The following is a 23,711-nucleotide window of genomic DNA, read 5'->3' as shown; positions in this document are numbered from 1 at the left end:
TGACCTACCAGGTCAGCGGCCTGAAGAACGGTGACAGCGCCGGCTCGATCCTGGCCGGCGGGCTGAACCGCGACGCAGGCGAGAACGTGGGTGTGTATGGCATCAACCAGGGCGGCCTGGTGCTGACCAGTGGCAACTATGACCTAGCCTACCAGGGTAATGACCTGACCATCACCAAGGCGCTGCTCAACGTATTCGCCGATGCCAAGAGCAAGCAGGTCGGCACCGCCGACCCGGCGCTGACCTATCAGGTTTCCGGCCTGAAGAATGGCGATAGCGCCGGTCAGGTGCTCGCCGGCGGGCTCGGTCGGGTGGGCGGCGAAGCCGTAGGCCAGTACGACATCCTCCAGGGTGGGCTTGCCCTCACCAGCGGCAACTACCAGCTCAACTACCAGGGCAACCTGCTGAGCATCCTGCCGCTGCCGGTCACGCCGGGCGACCTGGGGCAACTGGCAGCGCTCTCCGACTTGCGCGAACTGCAGAAGGGGCGCGATCCGGATACCCCCGGGGATGCGGTCTACCGCACCACCACGCTGGAAAACCCGTTCCTCGAAAACCCGTTCCTGCGCGCCTACGCTCTGGGCATGGACGTCAGCGATCCTAACCTGCTGCCGGCTACCGCCGCGGGTCCGGCGGAGGACGCCAGCGCCAAGCGGGTGGGGCAGTTCACCGATCGTCCGCTCAGGGCAGAAGCCGAGAGTGGGGCGGGTTGCTCGAACCAGAGCTACCTGGCCGACTACTGGAGCTGCTTCAACAAGCCTCTGAATTTCTAACCCTTTTCGCAATGCGCACTATCGTCTCCGGGCGGTAGTGCGTCATCTGCCCGAGGTGAATGATGAAACCTTCGCAATGGACGCTTCGCTGGGTGACGCTCTGTGGCTGCGGGATGCTGGCAGCTTCCGCCGCCGCCGTGGAGTTGCCAGGGACTGTACAGCCATCCCAGCTCGATGAACGCTTCAAGCCCCGCAGCGAGCCGCAGGCCAAGCCCGAGGCGCCGCTGGTGGTGCCCAAGCAGGTCGCGCCGCAAGGCAGCGAACAGATCCGCTTCGAACTGCGCGAGATACGCATCGAAGGCAACACCCGCTATGACAAGGCGGTGCTCGAGTCCTATTACCAGCATATGCTCGGCAAGCAGGTGTCCCTGGCCGAACTGGTCGACCTGGCCAACCGCCTCACCGCCAAGTACCGCCAGGACGGCTACCTGTTGACCCAGGTAGTGGTGCCGGAGCAGAGCATCGAGGGCGGCAAGGTACGCCTGCAGGTGATCGAGGGTTACCTCGAACACGTGCAGATCAAGGGAACCGTCGATGGGCCGCGGGTGCGGGTGGAGGAACTGCTCGCACCGCTGACCGAAAAACGTCCGCTGGATGCCGATACCCTGGAGCGCGGCCTGCTGCTGGTCGGCGACCTGCCGGGGGTCAACGTGCAGAGCGTGCTCAGCCCGGGTCAGGCGCTGGGCTCGTCGAACCTCGACGTGGCCTTGCAGCAGCAGCGATACGAAGGCTTCGTCAGCCTCGACAACCGCGGTTCGCACTACACCGACCCGACCACCCTGGCCTTCGGCGCCACCGAGTTCTCCCGCCTGGGCTTCTACGAGCAGATCGACGTGCTCGGTGCGATCTCGCCGTTCAGCGATGCCACCCGCTACATCCAGTTGCGCGGCACGTTGCCGCTGGGCGGCATGTTCGCCGGCGATACCCTGCAGATCATGGGTTCCTATTCGAAGGTCAACCCGGACATCCCGGACTCGGTATTCCCCTTCGACAGCGTCAGCAAGAGCACCGAAGGCAGCATTTCCTACAACCATCCCTTCATCCGCTCGCGCTCGCAGAACCTGAGCGGCGGCCTGGCGTTGCAGTGGAAGGATACCGAGACCCGCCTGCGCGACTTCGCCAGCGACGCCTCGAACCCCGGTCGTGACCATGTGCGGGTGTTCCAGCAACGCCTGACCTATGACTGGGTCGACCGCTGGATGGGCATCAACCTGGCGGAGGTGCGCAACAACATCGGCCTGGACATGTGGGGCGCGACCAAGAAGGACGATGAACGTCGTTCCCGCGAAGTGGCCGACGGACGTTTCGTCTATCTCAACGGCAACATCGGGCGTCTGCAAGGGCTCGGCGGACCCTGGTCGGTGTATGGCGAGTTGCAATGGCAGTACAGCTTCGACCCGTTGCTGCCGAGCGAGCGCTTCGGCGTCGGCGGCAGCGGGATCGGTCGCGGCTTCGCCCCGGGCAACATCACCGGTGACCGTGGCTTCGCCCTGAAGCTCGAACCGCGCTATGGCCAGGCGGTGGGCTATAGCTGGCTGCGCAGCTACCAGGCCTACGCTTTCTACGACTGGGGCAAGACCTACAACCTCGACGTGGACGATGACGAGCAGCAGAAGCTCGGCTCGATCGGTGCCGGGGTGCGCTTCAACCTCACCGACCAGTTGTCGTTCAACCCGGAGATTGCCCGCCAGGTCATCGGCGAGCCAGCCGACCAGCGCGATGGGAAGCGCGAGACGCGGGTCCTGTTCAACGTGGTGGCGCGCTTCTGAACCCTGCCGGCCTCCGTTCCGGAGGCTGCTGACGGAGCCCCTCTCCGGTTCTGCGGAGAGGGAGGTTCGTGCTCAATTCCGAGTGTTCTTCTCAAACTTTCGATTTCTTCGATTTTTCATATCGATGCCGTCAATCCGTGCCAAGGCCGGTCGGAGAGGCGTATTCTTGCTGTAACTCCTGTACTAGAGCGGTTCTTCGCACTATTTCAAACGTCGATGAATACTATTGGCGCGCTTCGTTTTCCAATCGAGTTTCCCGAACAGAGAATGGCCCCACGTAACGAATACCTGGAGCCACTGCCATGAAACGCCCGCTGATCCTCGCCATCGCCCTTGCTACCCTGACCGCCAATGCCGCCTTCGCTGCACCGCGGGTCGAATCCATCGCCCTGCGCGGTGCCCAACAACTGATCGCCTCCGACGGTTCCGACCGTACCCTCGAACGCCTGCGCAAGACCCAGGCGCCGCGCGTCCAGGAAGAACGCCGGGTCGCCGAAAGCGGCAGCGAGCAGACCATCGATCGCTTGCACCGCGACATGACCAGCCGCGAGGCGCGCCTGGCCGAGAACGGCAGCGAACAGACCGTCGACCGTCTGCACAAGGACATGGGGCGCGTCGATCTGCGCCTGGCCGACAACGGTAGCGAGCGCACCGTCGACCGCCTGCATCGGGAGATGCGGCGCCCCGCCTGACACCGCGGATCACGCCGCAAGGTGCGAGAAAAGCCCGGCTCGATGCCGGGCTTTCTTATTGCCGAGAAGGTGCGGTGTTCCATGGGGAGGACGGATAACGCCCCAGGCGTTATCGCCGATACGCCGCTGTCGGGGCAGCGGCGCGCGACGGCATTGGCCTCAGTGCAGGCGGTCGCGTTGCGCCAGGCTAGGGAACAGCTTCATCCACGCTCCGGTGACCACCAGGGTGCCGATCCCGCCAAGGACCACTGCCGGTACCGTGCCGAACCAGTGTGCGGTGAGCCCGGACTCGAACTCGCCGAGCTGGTTCGAGGCGCCGATGAACAGGCCGTTCACCGCGCTGACCCGGCCGCGCATCTCGTCGGGGGTTTCGAGCTGCACGAAGGCGCCGCGGATGACCATGCTGACCATGTCCGCGGCGCCGAGTACCACCAGCACGCCGAGGGACAGCCAGAACGATTTCGACAGGCCGAAGGCGATGGTTGCCAGGCCGAAGATGCCCACGGAGAGGAACATGATCCGCCCGACGTTGCGTTCGATGCTGAAGTGCGCCAGCCAGAACGACATCGCCAGGGCGCCCACCGCTGGAGCCGAGCGCAGCAGGCCGAGGCCCCAGGGCCCGGTGAGCAGGATGTCCTTGGCGAACACCGGGAGCAGGGCGGTGGCGCCGCCGAGGAGCACGGCGAACAGGTCGAGGGAGATTGCCCCGAAGATGTCCGGTCGGCTGCGGATGAAACGGATGCCGGCGAGCAGCGAGTCGAGGGTGGCCTTGCCCTGGGTGAGCGGCTGGTTGCGTACCGGCAGGCTGAGCGTCAGGACGCACGCGAGGACGTAGAGAGTCGCGGTCGGCACGTAGACCCAGGAGGCACCGAACGCATAGAGCAGGCCGCCGAGGGCCGGGGCGGCAATGGTCGCCGCCTGCATCGCCGAAGCCGAAGCGGCCACCGCGCGCGGGAACAGCCCGGCCGGTACCAGGTTCGGCAGCAGCGCCTGGGTGGTCGGCATTTCGAAGGCGCGGGCGGTACCGAGGGCGAAGGCGAGGACGAAGATCATGTTGCGGGTGATCTCTCCCGAAGCCGCGCCGAGCACCAGTGCCACCGCCACCAGGGCCTGGCCGGCCTGGCAGAGGGCGGCGATCCTGCGTCGGTCGTAGCGGTCGGCAACATGCCCGGTGTGGAGCATGAACAGTACTCGCGGGAGGAATTCGACCAGGCCTACCAGGCCCAGGTCGAGGACATTGCCGGTCAGTTCGTAGATGTGCCAGCCGATGGCCACGGTGAGCATCTGGAAGCCGCTGGCGGTGCAGACGCGGGCCAGCCAGAAGGCGAGGAAGGGACGATGGCGGAGCAGGGAGCTGGGTTGGCTGGACATGCGGGGGTCGGGCGTTTCGAGAGGAGGGCGGAGAGTAACATGTGGTTACCTCTTGGCTGTTGCCATTGCCGAAATCGAAGATTCAGAGAAACGCACGAAAAGGTTGGAGCCGGCCTGGCAGGCGACCAAAGTCGAGTGTCCATGGGGCCTTCCAGCGGTAGACGGGACTTTTCCTCGGGTGCGACTTGTCGCTAAAATTAACTCCTGAGTCAGGTTTTTCCGCCTGCGTGCTCCACCTCGTCCGTCCGGACGAGCTGTTCAAGCCTGAATAACGACATGGGTGGGAACCGTACCACCCAGAGGAACTTGCATGTCCAACCGTGATATATCCCGGCGCGCCTTTCTCCAGGGCGGGTTGATCGCCGGCGTGGGTGTCACCCTGGCGCCGCTCGGCAGCCAGGCGTTCGCTGCCTTGTTCGAGAACCAGGTGACCGTTTCCGCCCAGCGCTGGATGGCGGGCAACGGTCAGGTCCGTTTCCGTAACGACGCCTTGTCCAAGGTCTGCGGCAACAAGGTGTTCGCCCGCGATATCCGCGCCAGGGACATGCCCGGCTGGCCGCAGCAGCAAGGCCACGCCATGTTGCTGAAGACCGTTCGCGCCGACCGCATCTACGAAGGCCACGACCTTTCCTGGCTGGGCGCCGAGTTGCAGCCGGACCGTATCGTCACCGCCGCCGACCTGGAGAAGGACGGCATCGTCTTCCCCGAGGCGCATTCGCCCGATCCGCTCCTGCCGCCGGGCAAGGTGCCGATGTTCATCGGCCATCCGGTGGCGATCCTGATCTGGAACGACTTCGAGCGCTTCCGCCGGGCCAAGCTCAAGCTCAAGTTCAACGACAAGGCGATCCGCTATGGCGCCCAGTCCCCGCTGTACCAGGGCGATCCCTACGGCAGCTATCGCTTCGTCCGGGTCGGCGGCAAGACGCCCTACGAGGACGACGAGTTCTCCAGCCTGAAGGACTCGATGCTGTTCCCCACCATCCTCAACCGCAAACCGGTATGGACCCGCGAGCCGAAGCTGCACGGCGACCTCACCGAGCAGGGGCTGTTCCATGCCAAGCGCATGGCCGAGCAACTGGAAAACCCGCCGCAGGACTGGCTGGTCTTCGACGAGCGCTACAAGACTCCATCGATCGAGCCGGCGGCATTGGAGCCGGACAACGGCAACGGCTGGTACGACGCGGCGAGCAAGACCTTGCACTTCGTGGTCGCCACCCAGTGCCCGTTCGAAGTCGCCTACGAAAGCGTGCACATGATCAAGCCGTCGCGCTTCGCCCTGGAGAAGCTCAACATCCATCCGGGCTATACCGTCGGCTACGGCTCCAAGGACAACAACATCTTCGTCTTCTATGCCGCGCTCGCCGCGCTCTATGGCGAGGGTGTGCCGGTGCGCCTGGCCAACGACCGCTACGAGCAGTTCCAGAGCGGCATCAAGCGCCACCCGTTCGACATCCGCTACCAACTGGCGGTAGACAGGAACGACCTCGGCTTCCGCATCTTCCGCGCCGACATGAGCGCCGACGGCGGCGGGCGCGCCAACTACAGCGCCTCGGTGGCGGCGGTGGGCGCCACCGCCGCGCAGTCGATCTACTACATGCCGCAGAACGACCTGGCGGTCACCGCCTATCATTCGCGCGGCGTGGAGGCCGGCTCGATGCGCGGCTACGGTACCCTGCAGACCATGGCCGCGACCGAGATGATGGTCGACGAGATCGCTGGCCGGCTGGGCGTCGACGCCATCGACCTGCGTCGTCGCAACGCCCTGCGCTCGGGCATGAAGAACACCCAGGGCGCGGTCCCGGCCGGTGCCCTGCGCCTGCACGAGATCCTCGACAAGGCCGCTGCCCACGAGGTCTGGAAGGACCGCGACGCACGCAAGAAGCGCTTCGACGCGGAAGACCCGGACAACTGGTATGGGGTCGGCTTCGCCATTTGCCAGAAGGACTTCGGCACCGGCGCCGAGGCGCCGATGGCGAGCATCGAGTTCAGCGCCGACGGGCGCATCAGCCTGCGCCACATCGGCACCGAGATCGGTACCGGGATGTCCACCTCGCAGGCCTTCGTGGTCGGCGACTTCCTCGGCCGTCCGGCGGACGAGGTGAAGACCGCCGAGACCGAATGGCCCGAGCTGCGGCTCACCACCAAGGGCAATCCCTACCTGATGAGCCAGGCCGAGCAGGACGCCGCGCTACGCGATCCGCGCTGGGTCGGCAAGCTGGCCTCGCCGTCGTCGGCGACCAACTCGGCGTTCTATTTCAGCCACGCCACCCGCGAAGCCGCGCGCGTGCTGTTCAACCACGGCCTGTGGCCGGCGGCCCTGGAGCTGTGGCGCAGCGGTCCGTTCGGCGGCCAGGCCAATCCCTATGTGGTGCGCCGCGAAAACGCGGTATGGGTCGACGGCCAGTTGACCGGCAACGGCCTGGCGCCGATTCCCTTCGCCGAGCTGGCGAAGAAGGCCCACGAGATGGGCCTGGTCACCGGCGTCAGCGTCCACGGCTTCAACCGCTGGAGCTGGGCCGAGGCGGATTTCGTCATCGATGGCGTGCGCGAGCGCCTGCCGCTCGACGCCATGGCGGTGAAGTACGGCGACGGCGCGCCGGGAGTGAAGAAGGCGATGATGAACAGCGCCGGCTTCCACCTGCTCGACCGGCAGAATCCGGCTTATCCGGCGACCCAGCTGAACAACGCGATGGTCACCTACTACAGTCCGGTGGCGACCCTGGTCGAGCTGAAGGTGAACAAGGGCAGCGGCGAGGTGCAGGTGCTCGACCACCATTCCTGGATCGAGTGCGGCCGGGTGCTGGTGCCGGAGCTGGTCAAGGGCCAGCTGGAGGGCGGCATCGCCATGGGTATCGGCCATGCGCTGCTGGAGGAAATGCCGCTCTACGAGGGCGGCCCTGCGGAAGGGGACTGGAACTTCAACCGCTACCGGTTGCCGCGGGCGAAGGACGTGGCGGTTTGGAACCAGACGGCGGAGATCCTCCCGCCGCTGTCGCCGACCGATCCGGCCAAGGGCATCGCCGAGGTGGTGATGATCCCGGTGGTCGGCGCCATCGCCAACGCCGTGGCGCACGCCACCGGCAAGCGCGTCCGCGACCTGCCCATCACTCCCGCCCGCATCAAGGAGGCCCTCCATGGCTAACCGCAAGCTCCAGATGACCCTCAACGGTCAAGCCGTCGGTCCGGTGGAGGTCGCCGAAGACCTGCCGATGATCGACTACCTGCACGAATACCAGAACCTCACCGGCTCGCGCCTGGGCTGTGGCCAGGGCATCTGCCATGCCTGCGTGGTGATCGTCGACAATCCGGACGGCACCAGCGAGGAAGTGCGCACCTGCATCACCGGCGCGCACTACTTCGACGGCAAGAAGGTTCGCACCATCGAGGGCCATGCCCAGCGCGACGAGAATGGCGACATCCGCGAGCTGAACCCGATCCAGCAGAAGTTCGTCGACCAGTTCGCCTTCCAGTGCAGCTATTGCGCGCCGGGCTTCGTCAACGCCGCCACCGTGCTGGTGGAAAAAGCCCAGCGCCAGCCGATCAAGCGCAGCGAGCTGGAGCAGGCGATCGAGGACAGCCTCGGCCATCACATCTGCCGTTGCACCGGCTACGTGCGCTACTACAGCGCCACCCGCGACGTGCTCGACGAACTCGGCCTGGTCAAGGAGGCTTGAGGATGAAGCGGACCCTTTCCGGCCTCGCCCTGGCGCTGGCCGCGCTGTCGCCGTTCCTGGCCTCCGCCGCCGGCGCCGACGCGGCGCTGGTCAAGCGCGGCGAATACCTCGCCCGTGCCGCCGACTGCATGGCCTGCCATACCGCCGAGGGCGGCGCGCCGTTCGCCGGCGGGCTGCCGATCCAGTCGCCGTTCGGCACCATCTACGGCACCAACATCACCCCGGACAAGGAACACGGCATCGGCGCCTACAGCGCCGACGAGTTCTTCGCCGCTCTTACCGAGGGCAAGCGCAAGGACGGCGCCTACCTCTATCCGGCGATGCCCTACACCTCCTATCACCTGATCGAGCGCGAGGATGCCGACGCCATCTACGCCTACCTGATGGCCCAGGAGCCGATCGCCCGGCCGGCGCCGCAGACCAGCCTGAGCTTCCCGTTCAACGTGCGCATGGGCCTGGCCGGCTGGAACCTGCTCTACGGCAAGAGCGTGCGTTTGCAGCCGGAGGAAGGGCGCAGCGAGGCCTGGAAGCGCGGGCAGTACATGGTCGAGGTGCTCGGCCACTGCGGCGAGTGCCATACCCCGCGCAACCTGGCCGGCGCCCTGGAGCAGGACAAGCGCCTGAGCGGCGGCCTGCTCAGCAGCTACCTGGCGCCCAGCCTGCTGCCCGGCGACCTTGCCGCGCGCGGTTGGACCCAGCCGGACCTGGCGAGCTTCCTCAAGCACGGCATGAGCGCCCAGGGCAGCATGTTCAACGAGATGTTCCCGGTGGTGCACCACAGCACCCAGCACCTCGACGACAGCGACCTGGCAGCCATGGCCACCTACCTGCTCGGCGACCAGCCGCCGCCGGCCAAGGTGGTCCAGGCGCTGCCCGAGGCGCAGCTGAACGACAGCGGCAAGCGCGGTCGCCAGCAGTACCTCAACGTCTGCGCCGGCTGCCACGGCGGCGAAGGCGAGGGCAAGCCGCATATCGCGGTGGCGATGAACGGCAACACTACCCTGCGCCTGCAAGACCCGCGTAATCTGTTGCGAGTGATCGAAGACGGCATCGTCGAACAGCAGTTCACCGGCTTCGAACGCATGCAACCGATGCCCGGTTTCGCCGGGAAACTCGACGACGAGCAACTCACGGACCTGCTCAACTACCTGCGCCAGACCTGGGGCGGATTGCCCGGTGACCTCGGTCCCCAACAGGTCGCGCAATTGAAGATGGAGAGCGCTTCGGCGCATACCGTCAAGGTGAAGTGAATCGTGCAACACCTCGATCTACAGGTGGTCCGCAAGGCGCTGAAGTGGTCCGTGGGCGGCGAACGGGTGTGGTTCTGTACCGTGCTCACGACCTACGGCTCGGCGCCCCGCGCGCCGGGATCGCTGCTGGCAGTGAACGCCAGCGGTGAATGGATCGGCTCGCTGTCCGGCGGCTGCGTCGAGGATGATTTCCTCGAGCGGGTCGCCGCCGGCGGTTTCCCCGATCCCGCGGTGATCGTGCGCTACGGCGAGGGCGACGACCCGAACTCGAACATCCGCCTGCCCTGCGGCGGCATCCTCGACGTACTGGTGGAAAACCTGGCGCCGGACTGCGACGTCCAGGCCCATCTGCGCGAGCTGGAGTCGGCGTTGCTTGGTCAGCGCCGCCTGCTGCGCGAGGTCGAGCTGGGCAGCGGCGCGCGCAGCCTGCGCGACGATTCCAGCCACGGCCCTCGGGCTGAACGCGACGGCGAGTGCGTGCGCTTGCGCGTCGGCGCTGCCCAGCGCCTGCTGCTGGCCGGCTATTCCAGCGTCGCCCATGCCTGCGCCGAGTTCGGCAAGGGCCTGGGCTTCGAGGTGATCCTCTGCGACCCGCGCGAAGAAGCCTTGCGCGGCGTGGTGCTGGAGGGCATCGAGATCCGTCGCGAGCTGCCCTCGCTGTTCATCGCCGACGGCGGTTGCCACGCCGATACGGCGGTGGTGGCGTTGACCCACGATCCGAAGATCGACGACCTGGCGATGCTCGAGGCGGTGCGTACCGAAGCCTTCTATATCGGCGTGATGGGATCGCGGGCGACCTCGGAGAAACGCTTCGAGCGCCTGCGGCGCATCGGCGGCCTGGGCGATGCCGAACTGGCGCGGATCCACGCGCCGATCGGCCTCAACCTGGGTAGCAAGACGCCGGCGGAAATCGCCCTGGCGGTGCTGGCGGACATTCTCCGCATCCGCAACGGCATTCCCCGCGAGCGGCTCTGATGGTCGCCGCCGACGAGGTGCTGTGCCTGGTCCTGGCGGCCGGGCAGGGGCGCCGTTTCGGCAGCGACAAGCGCCTGGCGCGCCTGGCTGATGGCACGACCCTGCTGGCGGCCAGCGTGGCGCGGGCGCGTGAGGCGTTCGCCGAGGTGCGGGTGGTGGTGCGTGCCGGAGACACCCCGGCGAGCCTGGGCCTGCCGGCGCAACAGCGGCTTGTCCACAGCCTCGACGCCTCGTCGGGCATGGGCCACAGCCTGGCCGCCGGCGTCGCGGCGGCGAGGAACAGCCCGGCCCGGGCCATCGCCGTCCTGCTCGGCGACATGCCCTGGATCGCCGCCGATACCCTCGAGCGTCTGGCCGCGATGGCCACTCCCGAAGCCATCGTGTTTCCCCTGTACGACGGCCAGCGCGGTCATCCGGTGCTGTTCGGCCGCGCTTTCTGGGACGCGCTTGCGCAACTGGACGGCGACCAGGGCGCGCGCCGCGTGCTGCTGGCCCATCGTCCGGCCTGGCGCGAGGTACCGTGCGACGATCCGGGCGTACTCCGCGACGTGGACACCCCGGCGGCGCTCGGCTGACTATTTTCCCGCTTTCAGGATCACGAACTTCGGATTCGCCGCGACCTGCTCGACCCCGCGGAACAGCCGCTTGAGCTTGGCGTGGTAGCCCAGGTGGCGGTTGCCGACGATCCACAGTTCGCCGCCCGCCGCCAGGGCATCGCGAGCCTGGAGAAACATGCGCCAGGCGAGGAAGTCGCCGACCACCTGCTGCTGGTGGAACGGCGGGTTGCACAGGACCAGGTCCAGCGAGCCCGCCGCCTGGCCGGCCAGGCCATCGTCGGCGCGGAACGTCGCCGGCCGCTCGCCCAGCGCTGCTTGCCAGTTTTCCCGTGCCGACTGCACGGCCATGTACGACTCATCCACCAGGGTCAGCTCGGCCTGCGGGTTGAGCAGCGCGTAGGCGATGCCGAGCACCCCGTTGCCGCAGCCCAGGTCGGCGGCGCGTAGCGCGCCGAGGCTGCGCGGCAGGTGCGGGAGGAAGGCGCGGGTGCCGATGTCGAGACCTTCTCGGCAGAATACGTTGGCGTGGTTGAGCAGCGTCAGCGGCGGCTGCTCCAGGCGATAGCGGGTCGGATAGGGCGAGCGCGGTTGCGGGCGCTCCGCTGCCTCGGCGATCAGCAGGCGGGCCTTCTTCACCGCCAGCGAAGCGTGCATCGGGCCGATGTAGCGTTCCAGCAGGTCGCCGGCGGCGCGCGGCAAGTGCTTGACCATCCCCGCGGCGACGACCTGCGCGCCCGGTGCCAGTTGGCCGTGCAGGCGGATCAGTTGCTCCTCCAGCAACGCGAGGGTCTTCGGCACCTTGACCAGCACGTGATCGAAGGGCCCCAAGGCGGTTTCGCTGGCCGGGACGAAGCGCACCGAACCCAGGTCGAGGCCGTTGCGCGCGAGGTTCTTGCGCAGGGCGAGGAAGCCCAGGTGCGAATCGCCGCTGCTGGTGACCTGGACGTGCGGCGCCAGGCTCGCGGCGAGGGCGCCGAAGGCGTCGTTGAGGACCAGCACCCGGCATTGCGCCGTCACGCCCCGTTCGTGCAACTGGTTGAGCAGGTATTCGTCGGCGGCGTCGAACGCCTGGAGGGGCTCGCCGTCCTGCTCGGGCTGGCGGACCAGATCGAGCTGGGCGAAGGGGGTGGCGAATAGAGGCATCGGGTTCCCGGCGGGGCGAATCCCGCTCGTCAATTAACAATCTGTCGAAACTGAGAGCTGGTTGGAGTTCTCCAGCTTGTGCGGCACACGGATATGCCGAAAAATTCTTTACCCGGCTCTGGTTAGTCGTTTCCTTACCGACGAGTCATCCAGCCGGGCACGCCAATAATAACCGGGCTAGGGCTTCGATAGCGCCTGTCATGACCCGGTAGCGCCTGGACGGGCGCCTTCGCCACTTCGAGCGGCGACCGTCACCCAACCCGTTTTCCGAACGAGACCCGTGCGAGCCGTCGCGGGGCTCGTCGTTGCCATCGCACAGGTACATCGATGTTCAAGCCGTTTGTCGGTGTGGCGCTCGCCGCACTGTTCGCCGTTTCCGCCGTCGCCCATGCCGAGGACGCCGGCCCGATCGTGATCAAGTTCTCCCATGTGGTCTCCGACGACACGCCCAAGGGCAAGGGGGCGCTGTTGTTCAAGAAGCTTGCCGAGGAGCGTCTGCCGGGCAAGGTCAAGGTCGAGGTCTACCCCAACTCGACGCTGTTCGGCGACGCCGACGAGATCGAGGCCCTGCGCGCCAACAAGGTGCAGATGCTGGCCACCTCACTGTCCAAGTTCGAGCCCTATACCAAGCAACTCCAGGTGTTCGACCTGCCGTTCCTGTTCGATGACCTGGAGGCCCTGAAGCGTTTCCAGAAGCGCGACAAGAGCCGCGAACTGCTGCGCTCCATGGCCAAGCACGGTATCTATGGCCTGGCCTACTGGAACAACGGCATGAAGCAGCTTTCCGCCACTCGCGAGCTGCACCGGCCGGACGATGCCAAGGGCCTGGTCTTCCGTATCCAGCCGTCGTCGGTGCTGGAAGCGCAGTTCGCCATGCTCGGCGCCACCGCCAAGCAGTTGTCCTACGCCGAGACCCTCAAGGCCATGCAGGCCGGCAGCGTGCAGGGCACCGAGAACACCTGGTCGAACCTCGCCGGACAGAAGATCGACAGCGTGCAGCCGTACATCACCGAGACCAATCACGGTGCGCTCAGCTACATGCTGATCACCAGCTCGGCATTCTGGACCAGCATCCCCTACCAGACCCGCACCGAACTGGAGAGCATCGTCGACGAGGTCACCCTGGTGGTGAACAAGGAAGCCGAAGCGCTGAACCAGAAGGAGCGCGAGCACCTGCTGGCCGCCGGCAAGAGCCGTCTGGTCAGCCTCAGCGCGGAAGAGCACGAGGCCTGGCGCAACGCCATGAAGCCGCTGTGGAAGAACTACGAGGCGCAGATCGGTAGTGACGTGTTGCGCGCGGCCCAGGTGGTCAACCGCAAGCGCTGATCGGCCGCTGGCTATTCCCGTCAGCGGGGATAGCCACAAGCCTTGCGGGTGTTTCTGCCGGGTGCTTTGCGGGACACTAGGGGAGTATCGGTATCCGGAGCGGACCATGACCGCCAGCGAAGAGAAATTCACCCGCCAGACGCTGCTCGACGTGCAGCCTCTGACTCCCAACCTGTTCACCCTGCGTACCAGCCGCGACGCGGGATTCCGGTTCCGCGCCGGGCAATTCGCCCGGCTCGGCGTGTACAAGCCCAGCGGCAGTATCGTCTGGCGCGCCTACTCGATGGTTTCGGCGCCTCATGACGAATTCCTCGACTTCTTTTCCATCGTCGTCCCGGACGGCGAGTTCACCAGCGAACTCAGCCGCCTGCGCGAGGGCGACCAGTTGCTGGTCGATCGCCAGGCCTTCGGCTTCCTCACCCTCGACCGCTTCGTGGATGGTCGTGACCTTTGGCTGCTGGCCACCGGTACCGGTGTGGCGCCGTTCGTCTCGATCCTGCAGGACTTCGAAGTCTGGGAGCGCTTCGAAAGCATCAAGCTGGTCTACAGCGTGCGTGAGAGCAAGGAGCTGGCCTACCGCGAGCTGATCGCCGGCCTCGCCGAGCGCGAATACCTGGCCGAGCATGCCCACAAGCTGCAGTTCATTCCGGTGGTGACCCGCGAGCAGGTACCCGGTTGCCTGAACGGACGTATCACCACGCTGATCGAGAACGGCGATCTGGAGCGTGCCGCCGACCTGGAACTGACCCCGGAGCATTCGCGGGTGATGCTCTGCGGCAACCCGCAGATGATCGAGGACACCCGCGCCGTGCTGAAGGCTCGCGGCATGAACCTCAGTCTGACGCGGCGCCCGGGGCAGGTGGCGGTGGAGAACTACTGGTAGGTGCGTGCCCGCGCAGTAGCGGCGGATAACGCTGCCGCCCGGCGTGTTGTCCGGCAATGAAAAAGGGCCCGTTCGGGCCCTTTTTCATTGTTCCGCCGACGCGATCACGACTTGTTCTGCTGGGCTTTCAGCAGATCGCGGATCTCGGTCAGCAGGGTTTCCTCGGCACTCGGCACTGGCGGTTCGGACGGCGCGACGGCTTCTTCGCGCTTGAGGCGGTTGATCGCCTTGACCCCCATGAAGATGGCGAAGGCCACGATGACGAAGTCGAGTACGGTCTGAATGAACTTGCCATAGGCCAGCACCACCGCCGGCACGTCGCCTTCGGCGGCCTTCAACGTTATCGCCAGGTCGGAGAAGTCGACTCCGCCGATCAGCAGTCCGATCGGCGGCATGATCACATCGCCCACGAAGGACGAGACGATCTTGCCGAAGGCCGCGCCGATGATGATACCGACAGCCATATCCACGACATTGCCCTTGACGGCAAAGGCTTTGAATTCACTCAGAAGACCCATGGGTTCACTCCCTGTATTTCGCTAATAGGTAAAGGCAGTCTAATGCAGCCTTCGGCAAGTTGCTCAGGCTGGAAGATTGGTGTTTTGGTTCCCCCCGGCAACGCGAAAATTCGCAAGGCATACGTTTGCGTCGGGTCTTGTGGGGAGAAACGAAGTTTAGAGGAAAAACATTACACTCATGTCGATTTTCAGGAATTCGCCAAGAAAGAAGACAAAGCAACTTCGGCAACTTGGAACTGCGCCATGCAGATGCCGGAAGTTGAAGTTGGAGTGGCGAGGTTCTCCGACCTAACTTCGCAGGCAAATAACGAAGGTGAACTCGTTTACCGGCGAGCGAACTGGGAGTGCCTGGGGCACCAGCGCGGGCTTTCTTCGGCTGGCGGTCTTTTTTATTTCTTTTTGCGATTCATGGGCGCATTGATATTCCTAATCGGCGCGGTGAGGTTTTTCAATTTAGCGTCGCCGGCGGCGCTCCTTACCTTGGTCGGGCGCAACAAGACGCCTGACAAGCCATTAGGAGCTCTTCCATGAACCCTTCCCTGAACGCCTTCCGTCCCGGCCGCCTGCTGGTGGCGGCAAGCCTGACCGCCAGCCTCCTGTCGCTGTCCGTGCAGGCCGCGACCCTGACCCGTGACAACGGTGCGCCAGTGGGCGACAACCAGAACTCGCAGACCGCCGGGCCCAACGGTTCGGTGCTGCTGCAGGACGTGCAACTGCTGCAGAAGCTGCAACGTTTCGACCGCGAGCGTATTCCCGAACGCGTGGTGCATGCCCGCGGCACCGGCGCCCATGGCGAGTTCGTCGCCAGTGCCGATATCAGCGACCTGAGCATGGCCAAGGTCTTCCGCAAGGGCGAGAAGACCCCGGTATTCGTGCGCTTCTCCGCGGTGGTGCACGGCAACCACTCCCCGGAAACCCTGCGCGATCCGCGCGGTTTCGCCACCAAGTTCTATACCGCAGACGGCAATTGGGACCTGGTGGGCAACAACTTCCCGACCTTCTTCATCCGCGATGCGATCAAGTTCCCGGACATGGTCCATGCCTTCAAGCCGGACCCGCGCAGCAACCTCGACGACGACTCGCGACGCTTCGATTTCTTCTCCCACGTGCCGGAGGCGACCCGCACCCTGACCCTGCTGTATTCCAACGAGGGCACCCCGGCCAGCTACCGGGAAATGGACGGCAACAGCGTGCATGCCTACAAGCTGGTCAACGCCAGGGGCGAAGTGCACTACGTGAAGTTCCACTGGAAGAGCCTGCAGGGCCAGAAGAACCTCGATCCGAAACAGGTGGCTGAAGTCCAGGGGCGCGACTACAGCCACATGACCAATGACCTGGTGAGCGCGATCCGGAAGGGCGACTTCCCGAAATGGGACCTGTACATCCAGGTGCTCAAGCCCGAGGACCTGGCGAAATTCGACTTCGACCCGCTGGACGCGACCAAGATCTGGCCGGGTATTCCCGAGCGCAAGATCGGCCAGATGGTGCTGAACCGCAACGTCGACAACTTCTTCCAGGAAACCGAACAGGTCGCCATGGCGCCGTCGAACCTGGTGCCGGGCATCGAGCCCTCCGAGGATCGCCTGCTCCAGGGACGGCTGTTCGCCTACGCCGATACCCAGATGTACCGGGTCGGCGCCAACGGCCTGGGCCTGCCGGTCAACCGCCCGCGCAGCGAGGTCAATACCGTCAACCAGGACGGCGCGCTGAACGCCGGACACAGTACCAGCGGGGTGAACTACCAGCCGAGCCGGCTCGATCCGCGCGAGGAGCAGGCCAGCGCCCGCTACGTGCGGACCCCGCTGAGCGGCACCACCCAGCAGGCGAAGATCCAGCGCGAGCAGAACTTCAAGCAGACCGGCGAGCTGTTCCGCTCCTACGGCAAGAAGGACCAGGCCGACCTGATCGCCAGTCTCGGCGGGGCGTTGGCGATCACCGACGACGAGAGCAAGTACATCATGCTTTCCTACTTCTACAAGGCTGACAGCGACTACGGCACGGGCCTGGCCAAGGTGGCCGGGGCCGATCTACAGCGCGTCCGGCAACTGGCGGCGAAGCTCCAGGATTGATCGCAACCGGGGCGGCCATCCAGGCCGCCCTTCCTCTATCGGTTTGGTGGGAGATGACGACGATGCGAGGTTGGATTCTGGCAGGCTTGCTGCTCGCGGCGCTGGCCGCGCAAGCTGGCGAGGTGCATGGGGTCGAGGTCGAAGCGCGGTTGCGCGACTACTTCTTCGATGCCGCCCGACGCGGTGACCAGGCCATGCTGAAGGAGTTCGTCGAGGCCGGCTTCGACCTCGATGTGCAGGATGCCAAGGGCTATACCGGGCTGATCCTGGCCGCCTACCACGGCCATGGCGGAGCGGTGGAACAATTGCTGGAGGCCGGTGCCGACCCCTGCGTCCAGGATGCGCGCGGCAACACCGCCCTGATGGGCGCCATCTTCAAGGGCGAGGTCCGCATCGCCCGGCGCCTGATCGGCGCGCAATGCAGCCCCGACCAGCGCAACGGCGCAGGGCAGACCGCGGCCATGTACGCGGCGCTGTTCGAGCGCGAGGAGCTGCTCCAGGCGCTGTCGGCGCGCGGTGCCGACCTTGGCGCCCGCGATGCGCTGGGCAACAGCGTGGAAAGCCTGCGACGCGGCGAACTGAACGGCACTGCGGCGGCGAGGTGATCGGGGGCAATGTTCGGAGGAGGCCTGCTGGGCTAGTCTGGAGGTGTCGTATACAACGTCAGAGGAGGTCCGTCATGCCGCTCGAGCAACATCCGCTTTCCCGGGAGTTTCCGGATTTTCATGCCGAACTGAAGCAACTTCATGGCAACGACGCCCACTTCACTCGCCTGGCGGCGGACTATGAGAGCCTCGACAAGCGCATCTATGAGGTCGAGGGCGGTCGCGAACCCCTCGACGACCTGGCGCTGCAGGGGTTGAAGCAGCAACGGGTGCAACTCAAGGACGAAATCGCCGAGAGGCTGAGGAAGGCCAACGGAAAAGGCCATTGATTCATTCACGACAACGGCATGAAAAAGGGCGCCTCCGGCGCCCTTTTTCATGTGGGCATGCTCAGAAGGCGCCGCCGAAACGGAAACTCTGTCCGACCGCGACGAAACCCAGGCCCACCAGGGTGATCGCGGCGATGTGCCAGCCCAGCTTCGGCAGGCTCTCGGCGTCCAGGTTCGGGATCAGGCGCAGGCGCGCATGCACGCCCAGGGCGGCGGTCGCCGCCAGGAGCAGCAGCTTGAGCTGCAGGGCACGGGCCACCGACGTGGCGCCGAACCAGTGGTCGAACGGCAGCCACAGGCTGGCCAGCCACAGGCCGCTGACCACCTGCAGCAGCAGGGCGGGGATGCCGATCCGCTCGTAGACCTGCTCGAAGGCGCGGATCGCCTGGGGATCGCGGCGGCGCAGGGCGCCGGGGAGGATGCCGAGGGCCAGGACCAGGTGGCCGCCGACCCAGATCGCGGCACCCAGCAGGTGCAGGAACAGCAGTGTGCGCATGGAAGTCTCCTTGTCCGGCCATCAGTGTCGCGCGAAGCGCGGTCGATCGAGGCTGATCGGAATCAAGCCAGCGGCTATCATCTGCGCTTTGCCCGCGAGAGGAGTTCCCATGGCCAAGGCCAAGCGCATGTACGGCTGCACCGAGTGTGGCGCGACCTTCCCGAAATGGGCCGGCCAGTGTGCGGACTGCGGGGCCTGGAACACCCTGGTGGAGACCGTCGTCGAGGCCGCGCCGAGCGGCTCCGGGCGCGGCGGCTGGGCCGGCCAGCAGGCCAACCTGAAGACCCTGGTGGAGGTCAGCGTCGAGGAGATGCCGCGCTTCACGACCGGCTCCACCGAACTGGACCGGGTTCTCGGCGGCGGCCTGGTGGACGGTTCGGTGGTGCTGATCGGCGGCGATCCCGGCATCGGCAAGTCGACCATTCTCCTGCAGACCCTTTGCAACCTGGCCAGCCGCGTCCCGGCGCTGTACGTCACCGGCGAGGAATCCCAGCAGCAGGTGGCGATGCGCGCGCGGCGCCTGTCGTTGCCGGAAGACAAGCTCAAGGTGATGACCGAGACCAGCATCGAGACCATCATCGCCACCGCGCGCCAGGAGCAGCCGCGGGTGATGGTGATCGACTCGATCCAGACCATCTTCACCGAGCAGTTGCAATCGGCGCCGGGCGGCGTCGCCCAGGTCCGCGAGAGCGCCGCGATGCTGGTGCGCTATGCCAAGCAGAGCGGCACGGCGATCTTCCTGGTCGGCCACGTGACCAAGGAAGGCGCCCTGGCCGGCCCGCGGGTGCTCGAACACATGGTCGACACCGTACTGTATTTCGAAGGCGAGTCAGACGGCCGCCTGCGCCTGCTGCGGGCGGTGAAGAACCGCTTCGGCGCGGTCAACGAACTGGGAGTGTTCGGCATGACCGACAAAGGCCTGAAGGAAGTGAGCAACCCTTCGGCGATCTTCCTCACGCGGGCCCAGGAAGCGGTGCCCGGCAGCGTGGTGATGGCCACCTGGGAAGGCTCGCGGCCGATGCTGGTGGAGGTCCAGGCGCTGGTCGACACCAGTCACCTGGCGAATCCGCGGCGGGTGACCCTGGGCCTCGACCAGAACCGCCTGGCGATGCTGCTGGCGGTGCTGCACCGGCACGGCGGGATCCCGACCTACGACCAGGACGTGTTCCTCAACGTGGTGGGTGGGGTCAAGGTGCTGGAAACCGCCTCCGACCTGGCGTTGATGGCGGCGGTGATGTCCAGCCTGCGCAACCGCCCGCTGCCGCACGACCTGCTGGTGTTCGGCGAGGTCGGGCTGTCCGGCGAGGTGCGTCCGGTGCCGAGCGGCCAGGAGCGCCTGAAGGAAGCCGGCAAGCATGGTTTCAAGCGTGCCATCGTACCCCTCGGCAACGCGCCGAAGGAGGCGCCGGCGGGATTGCAGGTGATCGCCGTGACGCGCCTCGAGCAGGCCCTGGACGCCCTCTTCGAGTGACCCGCCTCAGTCGTCGTGGGCGCTGACCAGCAGGGCCAGCTCGCGCTCGAGGAGTTCCTCGTCGCCCAGGTTCAGTTCCACCAGGCGGCGCAGGTGGCTGATGGAGTCGAGGTCGATGTGCTGGCATTCGAAGCCGAGCAGGCCGTCGCGAGCCCAGGCCAGGCTGATCTCCATGCGGATCAGTACATCCAGGCCCAGGTACAGGCGGGCCTCGAAGGGCCGTTGCGGGTCGCCGTTCCAGTCCTGCGGCTGGCCGACCAGGATGCCGTGCAGGGAGACGTCGTGGAGCAAGACCTCCCAGCGCCGTTCGCCCTGGAGGATCTCGCTGTCGGCGTCGAAGGCGATCCGGTGGAAACGTCGACGTTCGTCGTGCTGGTCACTCATGTCGCGATCCCTCGGTGCGCGCTGCTAGATACCACTATAGCCAAGCCATGCCGGCGGGGAAGTGGCGGAATTCGATCGGCGGTGCCGTCCGTCCCCGCCTGTGCGGCTGGATCGGCGGCATGTGTCCGAGTTTGACAGTTCGTCAAGTCTCGCCAAAGCTGCTAAAGCGTTTTTCTCCAAAATACAACTGCGGAGCGCAGACATGGACAAGCGACTTTTGAGCAAGGGGTTGGTTCTGGGGCTGCTGAGCCTGGGCAGCATGACGGCACACGCCGACGCGGCAGGCGGTAATGGCTGTGGTTGGGGCAACATGGTGTTCGAGGGCCAGCGCGGCCTGTTCCCGCACCTGCTGGCCACCACCACCAACGGTACCTCGGGCAACGCCACCTTCGGCATGACCTCCGGGACCAACGGTTGCAACACCAATGCACGCCTGGGCTACGGCGGCCGCTCGATCTTCGCCATGAACGGGATGCTCGACAACATCGCCGAGGACATGGCCAAGGGCCAGGGCGAAGCGCTCGACGCCTATGCCGTGCTGCTCGGCGTGGAAGCCAAGGACCGGGCGCACTTCGCCCAGGTCACCCAGCAGCATTTCGGCGAGATCTTCGCGAGCAAGGATGCGACGGGCGAACAGGTCCTGAGCAACACCCTGGCGGTGATGAGTCGCGACGGCACCCTGGCGCGCTACGCCAAGCAACCGGCCTGAGACCTCAGGCCCAGGAAAGAGCCCGCTACGGCGGGCTTTTTCGTGTGCGCGGCCTGCCCGCCGGAGGTTGCCGCCTTCGTTGCCACGGCAGACGAACGGCTTGGGCATGCGGCGTTTTCCCAGGGCGCTTCCTACGGAGAGGGCAAGGTCGCGCCGAAGCGTTTTCGCCTGGCCGGCCCTTGTCGGCCATGGACTTTTCCGGCGGATTCCTGCGACATTGCGCCTACCGCCATCGCGCGGTAACCGCTCTAGACTAAGGTCGTATGACCCCTGGTCGGTTCGCGGCTAGAATTTTCGCTGCAGAACTGCGCCCTCCATCTGTCGGAAGCCAAACACTATGAACAATAACAATAGCCTGCTACGTCACCTCGCCTGGCTGGTGGTGGCGATCGTGGGCGCCGCGGCCCTGGGCGTCGTCGCCCTGCGTCGTGGCGAAGCGATCAACGCCTTGTGGATCGTGGTGGCGGCGGTGGCCATCTACCTGGTCGCCTACCGTTACTACAGCCTGTTCATCGCCAGCAAGGTGATGCAACTGGACCCCAATCGCGCCACTCCCGCGGTACTCAACAACGATGGCCTGGACTACGTCCCGACCAACAAGCACATCCTCTTCGGCCACCACTTCGCCGCCATCGCCGGCGCCGGTCCGCTGGTCGGTCCGGTCCTTGCCGCGCAGATGGGCTACCTGCCCGGCACCCTCTGGCTGATCGCCGGCGTAGTCCTCGCCGGCGCGGTGCAGGACTTCATGGTCCTGTTCATCTCCAGCCGCCGCAACGGCCGTTCGCTGGGCGAGCTGGTGCGCGAGGAAATGGGCCAGGTGGCCGGGACCATCGCGCTGTTCGGCGCCTTCCTGATCATGATCATCATCCTCGCGGTGCTCGCGCTGATCGTGGTGAAGGCTCTGGCCGACAGCCCCTGGGGCATGTTCACCGTCCTCGCGACCATTCCCATCGCGCTGTTCATGGGCGTCTACATGCGCTTCATCCGCCCCGGCCGGATCGGCGAGATCTCGATCATCGGGGTGTTCCTCCTGCTCGGTTCGATCTGGCTCGGCGGGCAGGTCGCGGCCAGTCCGGAATGGGCGCCGCATTTCACCTTCAGTGGAATCCAGATCACCTGGATGCTGATCGGCTACGGCGCCGTCGCCTCGGTACTGCCGGTGTGGCTGCTGCTGGCGCCGCGCGACTACCTGTCGACCTTCCTCAAGATCGGCACCATCATCGGCCTGGCGATCGGCATCCTGATCGTCATGCCGGAACTGAAGATGCCGGCCCTGACCCAGTTCACCGACGGCACCGGCCCGGTCTGGAAAGGCAGCCTGTTCCCGTTCCTGTTCATCACCATCGCCTGCGGCGCGGTGTCCGGCTTCCACGCGCTGATCTCCTCGGGGACCACGCCGAAGCTGCTCAACCGCGAGCCCGACGCCCGCTACATCGGCTACGGCGGCATGCTGATGGAGTCCTTCGTGGCGATCATGGCGATGGTCGCCGCCTCGGTGATCGAGCCGGGCATCTACTTCGCCATGAACAGCCCGCCGGCGGTGGTCGGCGCCGACGTCAACGCGGTGGCTGCGACCGTCAGCAGTTGGGGCTTCGCCATCACGCCGGAGCAACTCACCCAGACCGCCCAGGACATCGGCGAGACCACCATCCTGGCCCGTGCCGGCGGCGCGCCGACCCTGGCGGTGGGGATCGCGCACATCCTCCACCAGGTGCTGCCGGGCGAGAACACCATGGCCTTCTGGTACCACTTCGCGATCCTCTTCGAGGCCTTGTTCATCCTCACCGCGGTGGACGCCGGCACCCGTGCCGGGCGCTTCATGCTGCAGGACCTGCTGGGCAACTTCGTGCCGGCGCTGAAGAAGACCGAGTCGTGGACCGCCAACATCATCGGCACCGGCGGCTGCGTGGCGCTGTGGGGCTGGTTGCTGTACCAGGGCGTGGTCGACCCGCTGGGCGGGATCAATACCCTGTGGCCGCTGTTCGGCATTTCCAACCAGATGCTCGCCGGCATCGCGCTGATGCTCGCCACCGTGGTCCTGATCAAGATGAAGCGCCAGCAGTATGTCTGGGTCACCATCCTGCCGGCGGCCTGGCTGCTGATCTGCACCACCACCGCGGGCCTGATCAAGATCTTCGACAGCAACCCGGCGGTCGGCTTCGTCGCCCTTGGCGAGAAGTACGCCACCGCGCTGGATGCTGGCCAGGTGCTGGCGCCGGCCAAGGATATCGGCCAGATGCAGCACGTGGTGCTGAACGCCTACATCAACGCCGGTCTGACCGTGCTGTTCCTGCTGGTGGTGTTCAGCGTACTGTTCTACGCCATCAAGGTCGGCATCGCGGCCTGGGGCAAGAGCGAGCGGACCGACAAGGAAACCCCGTTCGAGCCCATTCCCGACGCCTGACCGGCCGCGCTCCCCGGTTCGCCGGGGAGCCTTAACGAGGAACTCGCCATGTTCAACGACCTCAGCCGCATGGGCAAATACCTGGGCCAGGCCGCCCGGATGCTGGTCGGCATGCCCGACTACGACACCTATGTCGAGCACATGCGCAACAAGCACCCGGACAAGCCGGTGATGACCTACGAGGAGTTCTTCCGCGAGCGCCAGGAGGCGCGCTACGGTGGCGGCAAGGGTCGGCCGATCCGCTGCTGCTGAATCCCCATCCTTCCGCGGGCCACGTCTGACGTGGCCCGCGTCTTTTCTGGAAGTTGCGCAT

General features: G+C 65.9%; 23 protein-coding genes. 18 read left to right on the top strand and 5 right to left on the bottom strand.

Annotated features, from left to right (window positions below):
* The 3 genes from HMPREF2716_RS24380 to HMPREF2716_RS24370 form a co-directional block, all read left to right on the top strand.
* The coding region (locus HMPREF2716_RS24380; protein WP_177343808.1) for an MBG-2 domain-containing protein at positions 1-773 on the top strand (773 nt) is incomplete at its 5' end.
* 62 nt (positions 774-835) lie between these two features.
* Entirely contained in the window at positions 836-2,542 is a 1,707-nt protein-coding gene (gene cdrB / locus HMPREF2716_RS24375; RefSeq protein WP_003094915.1) for a two-partner secretion system transporter CdrB, read from the top strand.
* Positions 2,543-2,844: 302 nt separating this feature from the next.
* Positions 2,845-3,234, top strand: a complete 390-nt coding sequence (locus HMPREF2716_RS24370; protein ID WP_003106768.1) for a hypothetical protein — start codon at positions 2,845-2,847, stop codon at positions 3,232-3,234.
* A 159-nt stretch (positions 3,235-3,393) separates the two neighbouring features.
* Here HMPREF2716_RS24370 and HMPREF2716_RS24365 read toward each other — a convergent pair whose 3' ends face one another.
* Positions 3,394-4,605: an MFS transporter gene (locus HMPREF2716_RS24365; protein ID WP_003094912.1), complete on the bottom strand. Its 1,212-nt coding sequence runs from the start codon at positions 4,603-4,605 to the stop codon at positions 3,394-3,396.
* A 310-nt stretch (positions 4,606-4,915) separates the two neighbouring features.
* Between HMPREF2716_RS24365 and HMPREF2716_RS24360 the strand changes: the two genes are divergently transcribed.
* From HMPREF2716_RS24360 to HMPREF2716_RS24340, 5 genes are read left to right on the top strand one after another with little or no spacing between them, the layout of a single operon-like run.
* Entirely contained in the window at positions 4,916-7,747 is a 2,832-nt protein-coding gene (locus HMPREF2716_RS24360; RefSeq protein ID WP_043494976.1) for a xanthine dehydrogenase family protein molybdopterin-binding subunit, read from the top strand.
* Entirely contained in the window at positions 7,740-8,279 is a 540-nt protein-coding gene (locus tag HMPREF2716_RS24355) for a (2Fe-2S)-binding protein (protein WP_003094903.1), read from the top strand. The genes HMPREF2716_RS24360 and HMPREF2716_RS24355 overlap by 8 nt, the downstream gene beginning before the upstream one ends.
* Positions 8,280-8,281: 2 nt before the next feature.
* Positions 8,282-9,529: a cytochrome c gene (locus HMPREF2716_RS24350; RefSeq protein WP_070622032.1), complete on the top strand. Its 1,248-nt coding sequence runs from the start codon at positions 8,282-8,284 to the stop codon at positions 9,527-9,529.
* Between the two features lie 3 nt (positions 9,530-9,532).
* Complete coding sequence (locus HMPREF2716_RS24345; protein WP_003104873.1) at positions 9,533-10,504, top strand: XdhC family protein; 972 nt, start codon at positions 9,533-9,535, stop codon at positions 10,502-10,504.
* A complete protein-coding gene (locus HMPREF2716_RS24340; protein ID WP_003094898.1) occupies positions 10,504-11,079 on the top strand; it encodes a nucleotidyltransferase family protein in 576 nt (191 codons plus the stop codon). Before HMPREF2716_RS24345 ends, HMPREF2716_RS24340 begins: the two co-directional genes overlap by 1 nt.
* On the opposite strand, the gene HMPREF2716_RS24335 is transcribed toward HMPREF2716_RS24340, so the two are convergent.
* A complete protein-coding gene (locus HMPREF2716_RS24335) occupies positions 11,080-12,204 on the bottom strand; it encodes a methyltransferase (RefSeq protein WP_043494982.1) in 1,125 nt (374 codons plus the stop codon). It abuts the gene before it with no gap.
* 327 nt (positions 12,205-12,531) lie between these two features.
* Between HMPREF2716_RS24335 and HMPREF2716_RS24330 the strand changes: the two genes are divergently transcribed.
* Both HMPREF2716_RS24330 and HMPREF2716_RS24325 read left to right on the top strand, forming a co-directional pair.
* Positions 12,532-13,530: a DctP family TRAP transporter solute-binding subunit gene (locus HMPREF2716_RS24330; protein WP_003094894.1), complete on the top strand. Its 999-nt coding sequence runs from the start codon at positions 12,532-12,534 to the stop codon at positions 13,528-13,530.
* A gap of 106 nt (positions 13,531-13,636) precedes the next feature.
* Positions 13,637-14,413 carry a ferredoxin--NADP reductase gene (locus HMPREF2716_RS24325; protein ID WP_003110878.1) on the top strand — a complete coding sequence of 259 codons (777 nt, stop codon included), beginning with the start codon at positions 13,637-13,639 and terminating at the stop codon, positions 14,411-14,413.
* Between the two features lie 104 nt (positions 14,414-14,517).
* On the opposite strand, the gene mscL is transcribed toward HMPREF2716_RS24325, so the two are convergent.
* Positions 14,518-14,931, bottom strand: coding sequence for a large-conductance mechanosensitive channel protein MscL (mscL, locus tag HMPREF2716_RS24320; RefSeq protein WP_003104883.1), 414 nt, complete (start codon positions 14,929-14,931; stop codon positions 14,518-14,520).
* A gap of 42 nt (positions 14,932-14,973) precedes the next feature.
* Here mscL and HMPREF2716_RS29710 point away from each other — a divergent pair, with 42 nt between their 5' ends.
* The 4 genes from HMPREF2716_RS29710 to HMPREF2716_RS24300 all read left to right on the top strand — a co-directional run bounded on the left by HMPREF2716_RS29710 (position 14,974) and on the right by HMPREF2716_RS24300 (position 17,934).
* Positions 14,974-15,462: a hypothetical protein gene (locus tag HMPREF2716_RS29710; RefSeq protein WP_170869056.1), complete on the top strand. Its 489-nt coding sequence runs from the start codon at positions 14,974-14,976 to the stop codon at positions 15,460-15,462.
* Positions 15,459-17,000 (top strand): catalase KatB, encoded by a 1,542-nt coding sequence (katB, locus tag HMPREF2716_RS24310; protein ID WP_003094881.1) that lies wholly within the window; start codon positions 15,459-15,461, stop codon positions 16,998-17,000. The genes HMPREF2716_RS29710 and katB overlap by 4 nt, the downstream gene beginning before the upstream one ends.
* A 53-nt stretch (positions 17,001-17,053) precedes the next feature.
* A complete protein-coding gene (locus HMPREF2716_RS24305; RefSeq protein ID WP_003121338.1) occupies positions 17,054-17,605 on the top strand; it encodes an ankyrin repeat domain-containing protein in 552 nt (183 codons plus the stop codon).
* Positions 17,606-17,679: 74 nt separating this feature from the next.
* A complete protein-coding gene (locus tag HMPREF2716_RS24300) occupies positions 17,680-17,934 on the top strand; it encodes an HP1242/YdcH family protein (protein WP_003104887.1) in 255 nt (84 codons plus the stop codon).
* A gap of 61 nt (positions 17,935-17,995) precedes the next feature.
* On the opposite strand, the gene HMPREF2716_RS24295 is transcribed toward HMPREF2716_RS24300, so the two are convergent.
* Positions 17,996-18,430 (bottom strand): CopD family protein, encoded by a 435-nt coding sequence (locus tag HMPREF2716_RS24295; protein ID WP_003104889.1) that lies wholly within the window; start codon positions 18,428-18,430, stop codon positions 17,996-17,998.
* Positions 18,431-18,539: 109 nt separating this feature from the next.
* On the opposite strand from HMPREF2716_RS24295, the gene radA reads away from it, so the two are divergent.
* A complete protein-coding gene (radA, locus tag HMPREF2716_RS24290) occupies positions 18,540-19,901 on the top strand; it encodes a DNA repair protein RadA (protein ID WP_016253904.1) in 1,362 nt (453 codons plus the stop codon).
* A gap of 6 nt (positions 19,902-19,907) precedes the next feature.
* Here the strand turns inward: radA and mapZ are convergent, their stop codons facing one another.
* Complete coding sequence (gene mapZ, locus HMPREF2716_RS24285) at positions 19,908-20,285, bottom strand: cyclic di-GMP-binding protein MapZ (protein ID WP_003094864.1); 378 nt, start codon at positions 20,283-20,285, stop codon at positions 19,908-19,910.
* Positions 20,286-20,487: 202 nt separating this feature from the next.
* Between mapZ and HMPREF2716_RS24280 the strand changes: the two genes are divergently transcribed.
* From HMPREF2716_RS24280 to HMPREF2716_RS24270, 3 genes are all read left to right on the top strand, one after another.
* Complete coding sequence (locus tag HMPREF2716_RS24280; RefSeq protein ID WP_003094862.1) at positions 20,488-20,994, top strand: DUF3015 domain-containing protein; 507 nt, start codon at positions 20,488-20,490, stop codon at positions 20,992-20,994.
* 337 nt (positions 20,995-21,331) lie between these two features.
* Positions 21,332-23,398: a carbon starvation CstA family protein gene (locus HMPREF2716_RS24275; RefSeq protein WP_003094859.1), complete on the top strand. Its 2,067-nt coding sequence runs from the start codon at positions 21,332-21,334 to the stop codon at positions 23,396-23,398.
* Positions 23,399-23,446: 48 nt separating this feature from the next.
* Positions 23,447-23,650 carry a YbdD/YjiX family protein gene (locus HMPREF2716_RS24270; RefSeq protein WP_003094856.1) on the top strand — a complete coding sequence of 68 codons (204 nt, stop codon included), beginning with the start codon at positions 23,447-23,449 and terminating at the stop codon, positions 23,648-23,650.
* Positions 23,651-23,711 lie beyond the last annotated feature (61 nt).

The sequence above is a fragment of the Pseudomonas sp. HMSC076A11 genome (assembly GCF_001810205.1).
GTDB lineage: Bacteria > Pseudomonadota > Gammaproteobacteria > Pseudomonadales > Pseudomonadaceae > Pseudomonas > Pseudomonas aeruginosa.
This window is presented reverse-complemented; position numbering and strand designations above follow the sequence as displayed.

Bases quoted from the DNA above. Each gene is read 5' to 3' on its own strand.
- cdrB (WP_003094915.1), top strand. From the start codon at position 836: ATGAAACCTTCGCAATGGACGCTTCGCTGGGTGACGCTCTGTGGCTGC.
- HMPREF2716_RS24370 (WP_003106768.1), top strand. From the start codon at position 2,845: ATGAAACGCCCGCTGATCCTCGCCATCGCCCTTGCTACCCTGACCGCC.
- HMPREF2716_RS24365 (WP_003094912.1), bottom strand. From the start codon at position 4,605: ATGTCCAGCCAACCCAGCTCCCTGCTCCGCCATCGTCCCTTCCTCGCC.
- HMPREF2716_RS24360 (WP_043494976.1), top strand. From the start codon at position 4,916: ATGTCCAACCGTGATATATCCCGGCGCGCCTTTCTCCAGGGCGGGTTG.
- HMPREF2716_RS24355 (WP_003094903.1), top strand. From the start codon at position 7,740: ATGGCTAACCGCAAGCTCCAGATGACCCTCAACGGTCAAGCCGTCGGT.
- HMPREF2716_RS24350 (WP_070622032.1), top strand. From the start codon at position 8,282: ATGAAGCGGACCCTTTCCGGCCTCGCCCTGGCGCTGGCCGCGCTGTCG.
- HMPREF2716_RS24340 (WP_003094898.1), top strand. From the start codon at position 10,504: ATGGTCGCCGCCGACGAGGTGCTGTGCCTGGTCCTGGCGGCCGGGCAG.
- HMPREF2716_RS24335 (WP_043494982.1), bottom strand. From the start codon at position 12,204: ATGCCTCTATTCGCCACCCCCTTCGCCCAGCTCGATCTGGTCCGCCAG.
- HMPREF2716_RS24330 (WP_003094894.1), top strand. From the start codon at position 12,532: ATGTTCAAGCCGTTTGTCGGTGTGGCGCTCGCCGCACTGTTCGCCGTT.
- HMPREF2716_RS24325 (WP_003110878.1), top strand. From the start codon at position 13,637: ATGACCGCCAGCGAAGAGAAATTCACCCGCCAGACGCTGCTCGACGTG.
- mscL (WP_003104883.1), bottom strand. From the start codon at position 14,931: ATGGGTCTTCTGAGTGAATTCAAAGCCTTTGCCGTCAAGGGCAATGTC.
- HMPREF2716_RS29710 (WP_170869056.1), top strand. From the start codon at position 14,974: ATGCAGCCTTCGGCAAGTTGCTCAGGCTGGAAGATTGGTGTTTTGGTT.
- katB (WP_003094881.1), top strand. From the start codon at position 15,459: ATGAACCCTTCCCTGAACGCCTTCCGTCCCGGCCGCCTGCTGGTGGCG.
- HMPREF2716_RS24305 (WP_003121338.1), top strand. From the start codon at position 17,054: ATGACGACGATGCGAGGTTGGATTCTGGCAGGCTTGCTGCTCGCGGCG.
- HMPREF2716_RS24300 (WP_003104887.1), top strand. From the start codon at position 17,680: ATGCCGCTCGAGCAACATCCGCTTTCCCGGGAGTTTCCGGATTTTCAT.
- HMPREF2716_RS24295 (WP_003104889.1), bottom strand. From the start codon at position 18,430: ATGCGCACACTGCTGTTCCTGCACCTGCTGGGTGCCGCGATCTGGGTC.
- radA (WP_016253904.1), top strand. From the start codon at position 18,540: ATGGCCAAGGCCAAGCGCATGTACGGCTGCACCGAGTGTGGCGCGACC.
- mapZ (WP_003094864.1), bottom strand. From the start codon at position 20,285: ATGAGTGACCAGCACGACGAACGTCGACGTTTCCACCGGATCGCCTTC.
- HMPREF2716_RS24280 (WP_003094862.1), top strand. From the start codon at position 20,488: ATGGACAAGCGACTTTTGAGCAAGGGGTTGGTTCTGGGGCTGCTGAGC.
- HMPREF2716_RS24275 (WP_003094859.1), top strand. From the start codon at position 21,332: ATGAACAATAACAATAGCCTGCTACGTCACCTCGCCTGGCTGGTGGTG.
- HMPREF2716_RS24270 (WP_003094856.1), top strand. From the start codon at position 23,447: ATGTTCAACGACCTCAGCCGCATGGGCAAATACCTGGGCCAGGCCGCC.